The organism is Burkholderia sp. RF4-BP95 (assembly GCF_001521985.1).
GTDB classification, from domain to species: Bacteria; Pseudomonadota; Gammaproteobacteria; order Burkholderiales; family Burkholderiaceae; genus Burkholderia; species Burkholderia diffusa.
The window spans coordinates 608,763-623,194 of the sequence record NZ_LOSX01000018.1 but is presented as its reverse complement, the minus strand read 5'-3'; the positions used below and the strand labels follow the sequence as shown (position 1 = coordinate 623,194).

At 68.0% G+C, this 14,432-nt stretch carries 15 protein-coding genes; 5 read left to right on the top strand and 10 right to left on the bottom strand.

What is annotated here, in order from left to right; translation table 11 throughout:
- Positions 1–16: 16 nt before the first annotated feature.
- The 3 genes from WS46_RS07445 (at position 17) to WS46_RS07435 (ending at position 4,061) form a co-directional block, all read left to right on the top strand.
- Positions 17–1,789, top strand: coding sequence for an iron ABC transporter permease (locus WS46_RS07445; protein WP_059689972.1), 1,773 nt, complete (start codon positions 17–19; stop codon positions 1,787–1,789).
- Entirely contained in the window at positions 1,782–2,849 is a 1,068-nt protein-coding gene (locus WS46_RS07440) for an ABC transporter ATP-binding protein (RefSeq protein WP_059450179.1), read from the top strand. Before WS46_RS07445 ends, WS46_RS07440 begins: the two co-directional genes overlap by 8 nt.
- A 138-nt stretch (positions 2,850–2,987) precedes the next feature.
- Positions 2,988–4,061 carry a porin gene (locus WS46_RS07435; RefSeq protein ID WP_059689971.1) on the top strand — a complete coding sequence of 358 codons (1,074 nt, stop codon included), beginning with the start codon at positions 2,988–2,990 and terminating at the stop codon, positions 4,059–4,061.
- 130 nt (positions 4,062–4,191) lie between these two features.
- Here WS46_RS07435 and WS46_RS07430 read toward each other — a convergent pair whose 3' ends face one another.
- Both WS46_RS07430 and WS46_RS07425 read right to left on the bottom strand, forming a co-directional pair.
- Positions 4,192–5,154 carry a zinc-binding alcohol dehydrogenase family protein gene (locus WS46_RS07430; RefSeq protein ID WP_059689970.1) on the bottom strand — a complete coding sequence of 321 codons (963 nt, stop codon included), beginning with the start codon at positions 5,152–5,154 and terminating at the stop codon, positions 4,192–4,194.
- Positions 5,151–5,438 carry a hypothetical protein gene (locus tag WS46_RS07425; RefSeq protein WP_059525211.1) on the bottom strand — a complete coding sequence of 96 codons (288 nt, stop codon included), beginning with the start codon at positions 5,436–5,438 and terminating at the stop codon, positions 5,151–5,153. Before WS46_RS07425 ends, WS46_RS07430 begins: the two co-directional genes overlap by 4 nt.
- A gap of 95 nt (positions 5,439–5,533) precedes the next feature.
- On the opposite strand from WS46_RS07425, the gene WS46_RS07420 reads away from it, so the two are divergent.
- Positions 5,534–6,325: a helix-turn-helix domain-containing protein gene (locus WS46_RS07420; RefSeq protein WP_059525209.1), complete on the top strand. Its 792-nt coding sequence runs from the start codon at positions 5,534–5,536 to the stop codon at positions 6,323–6,325.
- 83 nt (positions 6,326–6,408) lie between these two features.
- Here WS46_RS07420 and hpaI read toward each other — a convergent pair whose 3' ends face one another.
- The 7 genes from hpaI to WS46_RS07385 form a co-directional block, all read right to left on the bottom strand.
- Complete coding sequence (hpaI, locus tag WS46_RS07415; RefSeq protein WP_059689969.1) at positions 6,409–7,212, bottom strand: 4-hydroxy-2-oxoheptanedioate aldolase; 804 nt, start codon at positions 7,210–7,212, stop codon at positions 6,409–6,411.
- A 12-nt stretch (positions 7,213–7,224) separates the two neighbouring features.
- Positions 7,225–8,028: a 2-oxo-hept-4-ene-1,7-dioate hydratase gene (gene hpaH, locus WS46_RS07410; protein ID WP_059689968.1), complete on the bottom strand. Its 804-nt coding sequence runs from the start codon at positions 8,026–8,028 to the stop codon at positions 7,225–7,227.
- Between the two features lie 20 nt (positions 8,029–8,048).
- Complete coding sequence (locus WS46_RS07405) at positions 8,049–8,441, bottom strand: 5-carboxymethyl-2-hydroxymuconate Delta-isomerase (RefSeq protein ID WP_059689967.1); 393 nt, start codon at positions 8,439–8,441, stop codon at positions 8,049–8,051.
- Positions 8,442–8,470: 29 nt separating this feature from the next.
- Entirely contained in the window at positions 8,471–9,319 is an 849-nt protein-coding gene (gene hpaD, locus WS46_RS07400; protein WP_059689966.1) for a 3,4-dihydroxyphenylacetate 2,3-dioxygenase, read from the bottom strand.
- 64 nt (positions 9,320–9,383) lie between these two features.
- Positions 9,384–10,847, bottom strand: coding sequence for a 5-carboxymethyl-2-hydroxymuconate semialdehyde dehydrogenase (hpaE, locus tag WS46_RS07395; protein WP_059689965.1), 1,464 nt, complete (start codon positions 10,845–10,847; stop codon positions 9,384–9,386).
- A 22-nt stretch (positions 10,848–10,869) separates the two neighbouring features.
- A complete protein-coding gene (locus WS46_RS07390) occupies positions 10,870–11,634 on the bottom strand; it encodes a fumarylacetoacetate hydrolase family protein (protein ID WP_059689964.1) in 765 nt (254 codons plus the stop codon).
- On the bottom strand, positions 11,631–12,320 hold the full coding sequence (locus WS46_RS07385) for a fumarylacetoacetate hydrolase family protein (RefSeq protein WP_059689963.1): 690 nt from the start codon (positions 12,318–12,320) through the stop codon (positions 11,631–11,633). The genes WS46_RS07390 and WS46_RS07385 overlap by 4 nt, the downstream gene beginning before the upstream one ends.
- Positions 12,321–12,480: 160 nt before the next feature.
- Between WS46_RS07385 and hpaR the strand changes: the two genes are divergently transcribed.
- Complete coding sequence (gene hpaR / locus WS46_RS07380) at positions 12,481–12,921, top strand: homoprotocatechuate degradation operon regulator HpaR (protein WP_059525192.1); 441 nt, start codon at positions 12,481–12,483, stop codon at positions 12,919–12,921.
- Between the two features lie 78 nt (positions 12,922–12,999).
- Here the strand turns inward: hpaR and WS46_RS07375 are convergent, their stop codons facing one another.
- Positions 13,000–14,211, bottom strand: coding sequence for an SDR family oxidoreductase (locus tag WS46_RS07375; protein ID WP_059689962.1), 1,212 nt, complete (start codon positions 14,209–14,211; stop codon positions 13,000–13,002).
- Between the last annotated feature and the right edge of the window lie 221 nt (positions 14,212–14,432).

Sequence of the window (14,432 nt, the reverse complement as noted above, 5' to 3'; positions counted from 1 at the left end):
CCGCAGGGGCGAACTCATGCTTTCAACCAGCACACGCGGAGCGGCGCCGGCCGTTCCGCCCACCACCGGCCCGGGCGGCGCGATTCCCGCGCTGCAGGCCAGCAACCTGCAGCCGCTCGCCGGCATGCTGCGCTGGATCGTCGTCGCGGTGCTCACCGTCGCGGTCGCGCTGCCGCTCGGCTTCATCCTGTTCCAGAGCCTGCTGTCCGCGCCGTTCTTCGATGCGAACAAGACGCTCGGCATCGAAGGCTTCCGCTTCATCTTCACCGACCCGGACTTCTGGTCCGCCGTGAAGAACTCGTTCATCATCGCCGGCGGGATGCTGTTCATCTCGATCCCGCTCGGCGGCATTCTCGCGTTCCTGATGGTGCGCACCGACCTGCCCGGCCGCCGCTGGCTCGAACCGCTGCTGCTCACGCCCGTGTTCGTGTCGCCGATGGTGCTCGCGTTCGGCTACGTGGTCGCGGCCGGCCCGGTCGGCTTCTACTCGGTGTGGTTCAAGGAACTGTTCGGGGTGCAGAACGTTCCATGGAACGTCTACTCGATCTTCGCGATCACGGTGATCGTCGGCCTCACGCACGTGCCGCACGTGTACCTGTACTCGTCGGCCGCGCTGCGCAACCTCGGTTCGGACGTCGAGGAAGCCGCGCGCGTGACGGGCGCCCGCCCGTTCCGCGTCGCGCTCGACGTGAGCCTGCCGATGACCATGCCCGCACTGCTGTTCGCCGGCGTGCTCGTGTTCTTCCTCGGCTTCGAGGTGTTCGGTCTGCCGCTCGTGCTCGGCGATCCGGAAGGCCACCTCGTGCTCGCGACCTATCTGTACAAGCTGACCAACAAGCTCGGCGTGCCGTCGTATCACCTGATGGCCGCGGTCGCCGTGTGCATCGTTGCGATCACGTTCCCGCTCGTGCTGCTGCAGCGCCGTTTGCTGAAGACCGCGAACCGCTTCGTCACCGTGAAGGGCAAGGCCGGTCGCGCGACGGTGCTGCCGCTCGGCGTATGGCGCTGGGTCGCGCTCGCGCTCGTCGCGCTGTGGCTGATGCTGACGGTGATCGTGCCGATTTCCGGCATCGTGCTGCGCGCATTCGTGACCAACTGGGGCGAAGGCGTCGCGCTCGCCGAAGTGCTGACGCTGTCGAACTTCATCGAGCTGTTCGAGCAGGACAACCTCGTGCGCGCGATCGTCAACACGCTCGGCATCGGCGTGATCGGCGGCGCGCTCGCGATCGGCTTCTACTCGCTCGTCGCGTTCGCCGGCCACCGCCGGCACGACTGGGCGACGAAACTGCTCGATTACCTCGTGCTGCTGCCGCGCGCGGTGCCCGGCCTGCTCGCCGGTCTCGCGTTTCTGTGGATATTCCTGTTCGTCCCGGGCCTGCGCGAGCTGAAGAACTCGATGTGGAGCATCTGGATCGCGTACACGGTCGTGTGGCTCGCATACGGGATGCGGCTCATTCAAAGCGCGCTGCTGCAGGTCGGCCCCGAACTCGAGGAAGCCGGCCGCAGCGTCGGCGCGACGCGCAGCCGCGTGTCGCTCGACGTAACGCTGCCGCTCGTGCGTTTCGGCCTGCTCGCCGCGTGGCTCCTGATCTTCATGATCTTCGAGCGCGAATACTCGACCGCCGTCTACCTGCTGTCGCCCGGCACCGAAGTGATCGGCGCGCTGCTCGTGTCGCTGTGGGCGACCGGCGCCGTCGACCAGGTGGCCGCGCTCTCTGTCATCAACATCGCGATGGTCGGCGCCGGTCTAGGCGTGGCCCTGCGCTTCGGAGTGAAACTTCATGGATAAGCTCATCGTCGACGACCTGCATCTCAGCTACGGCGCCAACCCGATCCTCAAGGGCGTGTCGTTCGAACTGAAGGCCGGCGAAGTCGTGTGCCTGCTCGGCGCATCGGGCAGCGGCAAGACCACGCTGCTGCGCGCGGTGGCCGGCCTCGAACAGCCGTCCGACGGGCGCATCCAGCTCGACGACCGCGTATTCTTCGACGGCGCGCGGCACGTCGACCTGCCGGTCGAACAGCGTTCGCTCGGCCTCGTGTTCCAGTCGTACGCGCTGTGGCCGCACCGCACCGTGGCCGACAACGTCGGCTACGGGCTCAAGCTGCGCCGCGTCGCGCCGGCCGAACAGAAGCGCCGCGTGCAGACCGCGCTCGATCAGCTCGGCCTCGGCCATCTCGCCGAACGGTTTCCGCATCAGTTGTCGGGCGGCCAGCAGCAGCGTGTCGCGATCGCACGCGCGCTCGTCTACAACCCGCCCGTGATCCTGCTCGACGAGCCGCTGTCGAACCTCGATGCGAAGCTGCGCGAGGAAGCACGTGCGTGGCTGCGCGAGCTGATCGTGTCGCTCGGGCTGTCGGCGCTCTGCGTGACGCACGACCAGACCGAAGCGATGGCGATGTCCGACCGCATCCTGCTGCTGCGCAACGGCCGCATCGAACAGGAAGGCACGCCGGCCGAGCTGTACGGCGCGCCGCGCTCGCTGTACACGGCCGAGTTCATGGGCAGCAACAACCGCATCGACGCACGCGTCGCGGCCGTCGACGGCGAACGCGTGACGCTCGCCGGCGACGGCTGGGAACTGCAGGCGCTGGCCCGCGACACGTTCGCACCGGGCCAGGACGCACAGGCCGTGATCCGTCTCGAACGCGTGCAGGTCGCCGACGGTCCGGGGGCGAACCGGCTGCAGGCCGATCTCGTCACGTCGATGTATCTCGGCGATCGCTGGGAATACCTGTTCCATTGCGGCGAGATGCGCCTGCGCGCGTTCGGCCACGTGCCGCGCGCGGCCGGCAAGCACTGGATCGAATTCCCGACCAACGACTGCTGGGCGTTCGCGAAAGCGGGCTGACCCGGGCGCGGCGTGCTCTGTGCGCCGCGCACGTCGAGCAAGGCAATGACAGACCGTCCGGCGAACGCTTTCCGGCGTTGGCCTCGACCGCGTCACACCCGTTTCACCCAACCGACAATAAATCAGGAGACACCGTCAATGAAATTTCGCGCAGCAGTCCTCACCAGCTCGGCCGCCGCGGCCTGCATCGCAGCCCCCGTCGTGCACGCGCAGTCGTCTGTCACGATGTACGGGATCATGGATGCCGGCATCGAATACACGAACCATGCGGCGCCGGAGGGCGGCAGTTCCGTCAAGCTGAAGTCCGGCAACAAGAATACGTCGCGCTGGGGCCTGCGCGGCGTCGAGGATCTCGGCGGCGGGCTGAAGGCCGTGTTCCGCCTCGAAAGCGGAATCGATCTCGCGAACGGTGCGTTCGACGACGGCCCCGACTCGATCTTCGCGCGTCGCGCGACGGTCGGCCTGAAAGGCAAATGGGGCGAGCTGACGCTCGGCCGCAACTACACCGTCACGTACGACTACATGCTGCCGTTCGATCCGATGGGTTACGCGCAGAACTACTCGTGGGCGACATCGTCGATGGCGACGGGCGGCCGCAAGGACGGCATGTTCACGCGCTCGTCGAACGCGGTGCGCTACGACGGTGAATTCAGCGGCGTGAAGTTCGGCGCGATGTACGGCTTCGGCAACGTGCCGGGCAGCGTGAAGACCAGCTCGAAATACGACTTCGCGCTCGGCTACGAGACCGGCCCGTTCGCGGCGGTGCTCACGTTCGATCGGCAAAACGGCGCGGCCGACAGCGTCACGCCGGCCGATACCGTCAACTACATCCAGGGCATTCACGCGGGCTTGAGCTACGACTTCGGCGACCTGAAGACGATGGCCGGCTATCGCAACTACAAGCGCACGTTTCGCACTGCGGCGGCGAACCAGTTGAGCGACACGTACTGGGTCGGCGGAGCGTACCAGTTCACACCGACGTTCTCGCTGATCGCGGCCGTCTATCATCAGAACGTCAAGGGTGGCAGCGATGCCGATCCGACGTTGGTGTCGGTGCGCGCGAATTACGCGCTGTCGAAGCGCACGGTGCTGTACGCGGCCGGCGCGTTCGCGATCGCGAAGCATGACCAGAAGGTCGGCGTGTCGCGCGATTTCGCCGGGTACGGCACCACGCAGGTCGGCGTGACGGCGGGGATCCAGCAGCGGTTCTGATCCGGTGCCCGGGCAGGCGGGCGGCGGTCGGCCGCCCACCTGCCGCGCAATGCCATGAGCAATGACCACGGGCAGCCGGCCGTTGCCGCGGGTGGCCCCGCGCCGTTCCAGGCATCGATCCGATCGCCGCTCAGTCGCTGCGCATCGTGAACACCGGCCGCACCGAGCTGTCCGCATCGCCCCAGTGTTCGGCGACCGCCGAAAGCGGCACGATACGCGTCTCGATCGCGAGACCCGCCGCTCGCGTCGCGCCGAACACACCGCGCACCGACGCCAGCAAACGCGGCAGCGACACGCTGCCGAGCCCGCTACCCATCAGTTCGATCGCGGTGGCGCGCAGTACGGCACCGGGCAACGCCACGTTCGCGCCGCCGATCGAGCCGATCTGCACGAAGCGCAGCCGGCGGCCGTCGGGCGTCGCCTTCGCGGCGGCAATCAGCAGCGCCTGCGCACTGGTGCCCCACAGATAATCGAGGACGACGTCCACGCCCGCCCGGAAATGCGGTTCGAGCGTCCGCGCCAGATGCGCATCATCCTGCTGCAGCGACACGACGGCGTCCGCGCCGGCATTCAGCAACGCGTCCAGCGCGGCCGCGTTGCGGCCCGTGGCGATCACCTTCGCCGCGCCGAGATGCTTCGCAATCCGTACGGCCAGCCGCCCGGACGTTCCCGTCGCGCCGTTGACGAGCACCGTCTCGCCCGCCACGAGCCGCGCGCGTTCGATCAGCGCCGCCCACGAGGACATGCCCGGAATCGCGATCGCCGCGGCCGTGACGTCGTCGAGGTCATCCGGCAATGGCACGCACAGCGCGTCGGGCACGATCGTGCACTCCGCCATTGCACCGAACGGCGCCGGCGCGCCGAAGAAGTACACACGCCGACCGTCATCGCCGTACCCGACACCATCCACGCCGGCGACGAACGGATAGCCCGTGCCGGCCGAATAATGCGTGCCTGCCGCGCGTCCCTGAGCGAGTCGGCTCAGCGCGGATGCGCTCACCTGGATCAGCCGATGGCCGGCCATTGCTCGCGGCGCGTCGAACGTCATGTAAGCGGGACGCTCGCCGAAGCCCGTCACGACTGCGGCCTTCATGTCGATTTCCTCGCATGGGCGGCTGCCGTCGCAGGCCGTGCGTCGATCCATGCGCGCAGCGCCGGGTCGCGCACCTCGAGCAGTTCGAACAAACCGATCGCGCGTAACGCGGGCAACGCGTCGACGAGATCGGCTTCGGCCGTTGCGCGCTCGGCGGGTGATGCGCCCGGGTCGGTCAGCACGCGCGCATTGACGAGGAACGCGCCCACGGTGCCCTTGCGGATCGTCGTTGCGCCGGCCTCGATCCGGTCGGCATGGTCGGGAAGTATCTGTTCGGCTCGCATGGCCTCTCACTCCGGTTGACGTCGATGCACGCAGTGTAGGCGTGCGATTTCGGCCAATCTCCGGTATAACGGCCAATCGATACCGATATCCGGCCATGTCCGATCCGCTCCTGCCCGCCCGATTCGTCACGTCCGACGACGGCCCGTTCGTCGTCGCCGCCGTCCTGTCCCAACGCGATCCGCGCGTGACGCCATCGCACGCGCATGCGCGCGGCCAGCTCGTGGGCGCGTCGAGCGGCTTGGTGACGATCGGCCTCGACGACCAGGACTGGGTCGTGCCGGCGATCCATGCGATCTGGATTCCGCCGCATTACCGGCATTCGCTGCGCTCGTTCGGGCCGATTTCCGGCTGGTCGGCGTTCGTCGCCGAAGCGCGCTGCGCGGCGTTGCCGCCGACGCCGCGCGCGATTCGCGCATCGCCGCTGCTGCGCGAAGCCGTGCTACGCGCGGCAAGCTGGGGCGATACCGCGTTGACGGCCGCGCAAACGCGAATCGCCGACGTGATTCTCGATGAAATCGCGGCATCGAAGGCCGAAGCGCTGGGGCTGGTGCGGCCGCGGGATCCGCGGCTCGTGAAGATCACGGATGCGCTCGCCGCGGATCTGGCGGACAACCGGCGGCTGGAGGAATGGGCCGAATGGGCCGGTATCGGCGCACGAACTATGAGCCGCCGCTTCGTTGCGGAAACCGGGCTGACGTTCGCGCAGTGGCGTCAGCAGGCCCGGCTGCTGCGGGCGCTCGAGAAAATCGCCGACGGCGTGCCGGTGACGACGATCGCGCTCGATCTCGGATACGACAACGTCAGCGCGTTCATCGACATGTTCCGGCGTGCGCTGGGGACGACGCCGGGAAGATACATGCACGCGGGCCCGCTCGCGGCGGAATAGACGCGGCCATCCTCGCGCACGGCCGCGCATGACGGCAAGCGAGCGCTCGCCGGGCCGACGTCCGCTGCGCGCCGCCGCCTGGCTCAATACGTCCCTGCGCCCTCTTTCGCCGCGTCATTCTTCCCGTTGAACCGCGCCGCCAGTCGCTCCGCACTCCGCGCCAGCAGCGTCGTATCGACTCCCACCGCAACAAACAGCGCCCCCGCTTCGAGATACCGCCGCGCCGCCGCCTCGTCCGCGCTGAGAATGCCCGGCGCCTTCCCTGCCGCCTTGATCGCTCGGATCGCGCCGTCGATCGCCATCTGCACGTCCGGATGCCCGGGATTGCCGAGATGTCCGAGGTCGGCCGCCAGATCCGCCGGCCCGATGAACACGCCGTCGACGCCATCGACCCGCGCAATCGCGTCGATCGCATCGAGCCCGGCGCGCGTCTCGACCTGCACGAGCACGGCCATCTCGTCGTTCGCGCGATGCAGGTAGTCGCCAACGCGATTCCAGCGCGACGCGCGCGCGAGCGCGCTGCCGACCCCGCGAATCCCGTGCGGCGGATAACGCGTCGCGGCCACCGCCGCGCGTGCTTCCTCGGCGCTCTGCACCATCGGCACGAGCAGCGTCTGCGCGCCGAGATCGAGCACCTGCTTGACGATCACTGGATCATTCCACGGCACGCGCACGACCGGATGCGACGGATACGGCGCGATCGCCTGCAACTGCGCGAGGATCGTCGGCACCGTGTTCGGCGCATGTTCGCCGTCGATCAGCAGCCAGTCGAAACCGGCACCCGCGACGACTTCGGCGCTGTACGGATTCGCGAGCCCGAGCCACAGTCCGACCTGCGCATCGCCGCGCGCGAGCGCGGCCTTGAAGACATTCGACGGAATCAGCATCGTTCGCTCACCTCACTCGAAATGACACTGGATCGTCCCGAGCGGACCGTAGTCGACGCTGAACGTATCGCCCGAACGTGCCGCGCACGGCCGCGTGAACGAACCGCCGAGCACGATCTGCCCCGGTTCCAGTGCGACGTCGAAGCGCGACAGCCGATTGGCGAGCCACGCGACGCCATTGGCCGGATGGTTCAACACGCCGGCCGCGACGCCCGTTTCCTCGACCACGCCGTTGCGCGACATGATCGCCGCGACCCAGCGCAAGTCGACGTCCTGCGGCCGCACCGGCCGCCCGCCGATCACGACGCCCGCGTTCGCCGCGTTGTCGGCGATCGTGTCGAACACCTTGCGCGGCCGCTTCGTATCGGGGTCGATCGACTGGCTGCGCGCGTCGATGATCTCGAGCGCGGGCACCACATAGTCGACCGCGTCGTACACGTCGAAGATCGTGCAGTTCGGGCCCGTGAGCCGCTTGCCGAGCACGAACGCGAGTTCGACTTCCACGCGCGGCACGATGAAGCGGCCGGTCGGAATCGTGCCGCCGTCGTCGAAGAACATGTCGTCGAGCAGCGCACCGTAATCGGGTTCGTCGATTTGCGACGTGTTCTGCATCGCCTTCGACGTGAGGCCGATCTTGTGCCCTTTCAGCGTGCGGCCTTCCGCGAGCTTGAGGGTCACCCACGCGCGCTGGATCGCGTAGGCGTCGTCGATCGTGATGTCGGGATGGTCGAGCGAGATCTGGCGGATCTGCTTGCGCTCGCGCTCGGCGTCGTGCAGACGCTGCGCGAGCTGGTCGATGATGGCGGGTTCGAGCATGGTCGGATCGGGAATGGTGTTCAGCCGGCCCGCTTGTAGCGGGCGTGGATGTTGTTGTGCTTGTACGAGCCGCCTTCGCTGAACTCGGTCAGCTCCATCGACAACGCGAGATAGCGTTTCGCGTACAGCTCGGCGAAATGCGCCTTGATCGCGTCGAACAACGCGTCGCACGCGGCCTTCTTCGTTTCGTCGCTGCGGCCCGAGCCGATCTTCAGCGTCACGTGGACGAACGCGTCGTCCCCGGTGCCGTCGGCGATGCAGTAGTCCTGCAGCTCGATCGCGCGCGAGCGGATGCCGCCCGTCGGAAACACGCCGCCCTGCGCGATCAGCGTCGCGTTGATCGTGCGCAGCAGCGCGGGAATGCGCGCGTCGTCGCGGATGTTCGCGGTGTACTCGACGACGATGTGTGGCATGGCAACGCTCCGGATAGGTGATGCGGCGCTCAGGCGAGCGGGAAGATCGCGTTGATCTGCCCGGTGCCCGAGCTCGCGAAATAGTCGGTGACGATCTCGACGGGCTTGTCGTAGCGATCCCAGCCGAGCAGGCCGAGCAGCATCGCCGTGTCGTGCATGCCGCCTTCGCCGTGGCAATGCGTGTTGTACTCCGGCAGCATCGCGCAGAAGGTCTTGAAGTCGCCCTGCTTCCACAGCTCGACCACGCGCAGGTCGACCTGCCGGAAGAATTCGCGGCTGATCTGGTGGATCGATTCCTCGGGGCTGCCGTTGTCGTTGAAGCGGTGCGACAGCGAACCGCTCGCGAGGAACGCGACGTTCGAATCGCTCTTTTCAATGGCCTCCAGCAGCGCCTCGCCGAAGCGCCGGCTTTCGTCGAGCGTGTGCCACATGCACCAGCCCGCGATCGACACGACCTTGAAGTGCTGGTCGCCGTTCATGTAGCGCATCGGCACGAGCGTGCCGTATTCGAGTTCGAGGCTGTTGATCTCGTGCGCGCGCGTCGCGATGCCGCGCGCACTGGCCGTCTCCGCGATCAGGCGGCCGAGCGCCGGGTTGCCCGGATACGCGTACGCCATGTCGCGGATGAAATGCGGCAGTTCGTTGCTGGTGTACGTGCCTGCGAACCGCGCATTGCAGTTCACGTGATAGCCGGCGTTGACGAGCCAGTGCACGTCCGACACGACGATCGTATCGACGCCGAGCGCGCGGCAGCGCTCGCCGATCAACTGATGGCCGCGGATCGCCGCTTCGCGGCAGCCATGATGCCTGCCGGGCAACTCCGACAGGTACATCGACGGCACGTGCGTGATCTTGGCGGCGAGGGACAGTTTGCCCATCGTTGAGTCTCCGTATCGTTCTGGCGTTCTGACGGCGTTCCTGCGGCGAAACGATCCACGCCCGTTACACGCCCCAGCGGGGAATGTGATGCGAACCCATCGAGATGCACACGTTCTTGATCTCCGCGAACACCTCGAAGCTGTATTCGCCGCCCTCGCGCCCGGTGCCCGACTCCTTCACGCCGCCGAACGGCTGGCGCAGGTCGCGCACGTTCTGGCTGTTCACGAACACCATCCCGGCCTCGATGCCGCGCGCGAGGCGATGCACCTTGCCGACGTCCTGCGTCCAGATATACGACGCGAGCCCGTAGGACGTGTCGTTCGCGAGCCGCAGCCCTTCTTCCTCGTCCTCGAACGGGATCAGGCACGCGACCGGCCCGAAGATTTCCTCTTGCGCGATGCGCATCCGGTTGTCGACGTCCGCGAACACGGTCGGGCGCACGAAGTTGCCGTTGCGCAGATGGTCGGCGAGACCGGCCGGCTTGTCCGCGCCGCCTGCCACCACGTGCGCGCCTTCCTGCTCGCCGATCCGGATATAGCCCGTCACCTTCTCCCAGTGCTGGCGCGTGATCATCGCGCCGAGCTGCGTCGCGGGATCGGTCGGATCGCCGACCACCAGGTTGTTCGCGCGGCGCGCGAATTCCTGCACGAAGCGATCGTAGATCGTGCGCTGCACGAAGATCCGCGAGCCCGCGGTACAACGCTCGCCGTTGATCGAGAAGATCGTGAACAGCGACGCGTCGAGCGCGCGGTCGAAATCGGCATCGTCGAAAATCAGCACCGGCGACTTGCCGCCAAGCTCCATCGAATACTTCTTCAGCCCCGCGCGTTCCATGATCCGCTTGCCCGTGACCGTGCCGCCCGTAAACGACACCGCGCGCACGTCCGGATGGCGCACCAGCGCGTCGCCGGCGGTCGCGCCGTAGCCCTGCACGACGTTCAGCACACCCGGCGGAATGCCGGCCTCGAGTGCGAGCCGGCCGAGCTGGTCGGCCGTCAGCGGCGACAGCTCCGACATCTTCAGCACGGCCGTGTTGCCGAGCGCGAGACACGGCGCCGTCTTCCACGTCGCGGTCATGAACGGCACGTTCCACGGCGACACCAGCGCGCACACGCCGACCGGCTGGTACAGCGTGTAGTTCAGCATCTGGTCGTCGACCGGATACGTGCGGCCGTTCATCTGCACGCACACTTCAGCGAAGAAGTTGAAGTTCTCGGACGCGCGCGGAATCAGCTGCTTGCTCGTCTGAGCGATCGGCAGGCCGGTGTCCTGCGTCTCGAGCGCGGCGAGCATCGGCACGTTCTTCTCGATCAGTTCGCCGAGCTTGCGCATCAGCTTCGCGCGCTCCTTGGCCGGGGTGTTCGCCCATTTCGGGAATGCTTCCTTCGCCGCACGCACGGCCGCGTCGACTTCGGCCTCGCCGGCGGACGCGACGTCGGTGATCACGTCGCCCGTCGCGGGGTTCAGCGTCGTGAACGTCTCTCGACTTTCGACTTCGCGGCCGTCGATCCAGTGCTTGATGGTCATGTGCTCTCCTTGGGCGACGGGCTCAGCCGGCGCGATAGTAGTCTGCTTCGCCGACGACCGTGTTCACGAGCCGGCCGATCCCTTCGATTTCGGTCACCACCTCGTCGCCCGGCTTCGTGTCGGCCAGCCCTTCCGGCGTGCCGGTCAGGATCAGGTCGCCCGGCGAGAGCGTCATGAAACCGCTGATGTGCTCGATCAGCGCGGGTACGTCGAAGATCATGTCGCGCGTGCTGCCGCGCTGCGTCTCCCGGCCGTTCACCGTCGTGCGCAGCATGAGGCCGCCCGCATCGCCGATCTCGTCGCGGCTGACGAACCACGGCCCGAGCGGCGTGCAGGTGTCGCGGTTCTTCACGCGCAGGTTCGGGCGGTAGTAGTTTTCGAGGTAATCGCGGATCGCATAGTCGTTTGCGACCGTGTAGCCGGCAACGTAGTCGATTGCCCGCGCCCGGCTCACGTTGCGCGCCGGGCGGCCGATCACGACGGCCAGCTCGCACTCGTAATGCATGTGCGTCGCGTCCGCCGGGCGCACGGTGTGCGACCGATGGCCGATGAACGTGTTCGGCCCCTTCAGGAAAATCAGCGGCTCGCTCGGTGCCTTGAACGCGAGTTCCTTCGCGTGGTCCGCGTAGTTGAGGCCGAGCGCGAACGTCGTGCGCGGTGCGACGGGCGGCAGCCACGTCACCGCGTCCTCGGCGAGCACGCGCCCCGTGTCGAGGCGGATCGCGCCGTCGCCGGCCGGTTCGGCCGCATGCAGTGCGCCGTTGTAGATCACGCGCGCCGTCTTCATCGTGCTTCCTCCGCAATCAGCGTATGCCGCAACGTGCCGATGCCGGCAGCGTCAATCTCGACCGTGCTGCCCGCGCGGGCACGCGGCGCGCCACCCGCGACGCCGAGCAGCAGCATGTCGCCCGCGTCGAACGACATGAACGCCGTCACGTCGGCGATCAGCTCGCGCACCGGGCGGATCAGCGTGGCGGTCGATGCGGACACCGCGGTGCGGCCGTCGATCCGTACCGTCAGGCCGATCGCGTCGATGTCGCCGAGCGCGGCCGCCGGCACGATCGCCGGGCCCAGCGGGCAGAAACCGTCGCGACATTTGAAGCGCACGGCCGGACGGTAGTAATCGGGATGCGGAACCGACACGTCGCTCGCGAGCGTGAAGCCATGCACGTAGTCGAGCGCCTGCGCGGCCGGCACGCGCGTCGCGCGCCGCGAGAACACGACGGCCACCGATGCGCCGATCTCCAGCGCATCGACGCCCGCCGGCACCACGACGGCCGCGCCATCGGCTGCGTGCGTGTTGGCCGGTTTGATGTAAAGGATCGGTGCCTGCGGCGGACGGCCGTAAGGCGGAGCGTGCACGGCGTCGCCGAGCGCGTCGAGTGCGGCGCGCTCGTTGAGCAGCGCACCGTAGACGGTACCGATGGCGACCGGCAGCGGCGGCGCCGCGGCGGTCATGCAGGACAGCTCCATGCGTCATTCCCCTGCCGCGCGTCGCGGCGCAACGTCAATAGTTAACATCTTAAGTAAACAATCGAATGCCCGCAACCTCGATTACCCTGATACGCGAAATTCATCACCATCGGCTGTTAAGATTGATGCGTCCCCGTCCTCTGCACCTCTACCCACCCCGATGAACCGTACGCTCGACCATCGCAACCTGGCCATGCTGCTGCTCGAGGCCCGCGAAACGCTGATGGGCCTGTTCCGCCCCATTCTCAAGGAATTCGCGCTGACCGAACAGCAATGGCGGATCATCCGCGTGCTCGACGGCGAGCCTTCGCACGCGCTCGAAGCGGGACAGATCGCGCGCCGCTGCTGCATCCTGAGCCCGAGTCTCACGGGCGTGCTGGAACGGATGGAGCGTGACGGCCTGATTACGCGCACGCGCGCGCAGGAGGATCAGCGCCGGCTGCTGGTGAGCCTGACGCCGCAAAGCAGGAAGTTGGTCACGGAAATCGGTCCGCGCATCGACGAGCAGTATCGTCAGCTTGAAGCGCGTTTCGGCCAGGACGGCCTGGACGACATCTACCGCGCGCTCGACCGGCTGATCGAACTCGGCAGCGCGTCGTAGGGCCTGCCGTCGCCGGACCGCCGCGAGCGGCGGCGAACCGGCCGCCGGGAATCGGCAGGCCCCGAATCGCGCGGGCGCTCAGTGCAGCGTGCCGCGCATCAGTTCTGTCACCGCGACGCCGCGCGACGTGCGCATGCACTCCTCGACGTAGTCGATGAACGGCAGCGGCTCGAAATCGATTTCGTCGCGCACGCGGCGGTTGTCGAACACGCGATCGACCATCGCGAACTCCGCGCAACGCTGCAACGCGCGGCCGATCACGCGTTCGAGCGCCGGATCGGACCGCCCGAGCACGTCACGCACCACGAGCGGCAGTTCGGCCGGCGCACAGGCCACGTAGCGCGGCGCGCCCGTCATGCCGGCCGCCTCGTCCATCGCGCGCACGATCTGCGCGACCTGCGGTGCCTCTTCGCCGGCCGACACGTGATACACGTCGTGCATCAGCGTCGGCTTCACGGCCAGCAGCATCGTCGCGCGCGCGACGTCGTCGACCGACACGATGTCGATGCGCGTCATCGGCCGCGCGGTAAAGCGCCGCGCCGCGTGCGCCACGCGGAACATCCAGAACGAATTCGGTGCGGGCCGCGTGCCGAGCACCGTGTGGCCGACGACGTGCGACGGACGCACGACGACGAGCGGCAGCCCGAGCGCGCGCAGGCGCTGCTCCGTTTCCGCCTTCGCTTGCAGGTAGTCCGCCGCGAGCACCGCGCCGTGCAACCCGTCGCCGCCCTGCGCCGCGTCGCTCGCCGACGCGCCCGCCGTCGCCTCGTACACGATCCCGCCACGGCCCGCGTGCGCATAGGCGGTGCCGACGTACACGAAACGCTGCAGCTGCGGCGCATGCGCGAACCGTTCGGCAAAGCGCAGCGAATCGGCGATGTCGGCCTGCAAGTGCGAGCCGTCGGCCGGCGACGCATGGCCCGCGCAATGGATCACGTGCGTCGCGCCGGCGAGACGCGACGCGTCGGTGCCCTGCCACACGTCGCCGAGCGCACCGACGACCACGTTCGCGTCGCCGAGACGCGATGCCCAGTACGGCGCGAGCCCCGCGCGCAACGCCGCTTCACGCAAACGCGCGACCGCGTGGCCGCGATTCTCCGCACGCACGACACACACGATGCGCTCGAGCAACCCGGCGTTGACGAGCGCCGTCAGCACGGTACTGCCGATGAAGCCGGTGGCGCCCGTCAGCACCAGCCGTCCGACGTTGGCCGCCGCGACCGGTGCGCTGGCCGGCGACACGAGGCTCGTGCGCCAGTTGAGCGACAACGCGGTTTTCCAGATCAGCACGATAGTCTCCTTCGAAGAATCGGCCGGACGGCGCGGCCGCCCCGGATCGCGGAGCGGCGCGCGGCTGTCGGCCGGGCCGGGGCCGACGCTCGCCCCGGCAATCCCGATCGGGCTGCGGCCCGCGATCGCGTCGATCGCGTCTCTGGCACGAGGCGGCGGCGGCCCGCCGCGGACGGGCGTCCACGGCGCAGGATCGGAAAATCCAAGTGTGGGGCCTGATC

Coding starts and splice junctions, on each gene's coding strand:
- WS46_RS07445 (WP_059689972.1), top strand. CDS start 17: ATGCTTTCAACCAGCACACGCGGAGCGGCGCCGGCCGTTCCGCCCACC.
- WS46_RS07440 (WP_059450179.1), top strand. CDS start 1,782: ATGGATAAGCTCATCGTCGACGACCTGCATCTCAGCTACGGCGCCAAC.
- WS46_RS07435 (WP_059689971.1), top strand. CDS start 2,988: ATGAAATTTCGCGCAGCAGTCCTCACCAGCTCGGCCGCCGCGGCCTGC.
- WS46_RS07430 (WP_059689970.1), bottom strand. CDS start 5,154: ATGAAGGCCGCAGTCGTGACGGGCTTCGGCGAGCGTCCCGCTTACATG.
- WS46_RS07425 (WP_059525211.1), bottom strand. CDS start 5,438: ATGCGAGCCGAACAGATACTTCCCGACCATGCCGACCGGATCGAGGCC.
- WS46_RS07420 (WP_059525209.1), top strand. CDS start 5,534: ATGTCCGATCCGCTCCTGCCCGCCCGATTCGTCACGTCCGACGACGGC.
- hpaI (WP_059689969.1), bottom strand. CDS start 7,212: ATGCTGATTCCGTCGAATGTCTTCAAGGCCGCGCTCGCGCGCGGCGAT.
- hpaH (WP_059689968.1), bottom strand. CDS start 8,028: ATGCTCGAACCCGCCATCATCGACCAGCTCGCGCAGCGTCTGCACGAC.
- WS46_RS07405 (WP_059689967.1), bottom strand. CDS start 8,441: ATGCCACACATCGTCGTCGAGTACACCGCGAACATCCGCGACGACGCG.
- hpaD (WP_059689966.1), bottom strand. CDS start 9,319: ATGGGCAAACTGTCCCTCGCCGCCAAGATCACGCACGTGCCGTCGATG.
- hpaE (WP_059689965.1), bottom strand. CDS start 10,847: ATGACCATCAAGCACTGGATCGACGGCCGCGAAGTCGAAAGTCGAGAG.
- WS46_RS07390 (WP_059689964.1), bottom strand. CDS start 11,634: ATGAAGACGGCGCGCGTGATCTACAACGGCGCACTGCATGCGGCCGAA.
- WS46_RS07385 (WP_059689963.1), bottom strand. CDS start 12,320: ATGGAGCTGTCCTGCATGACCGCCGCGGCGCCGCCGCTGCCGGTCGCC.
- hpaR (WP_059525192.1), top strand. CDS start 12,481: ATGAACCGTACGCTCGACCATCGCAACCTGGCCATGCTGCTGCTCGAG.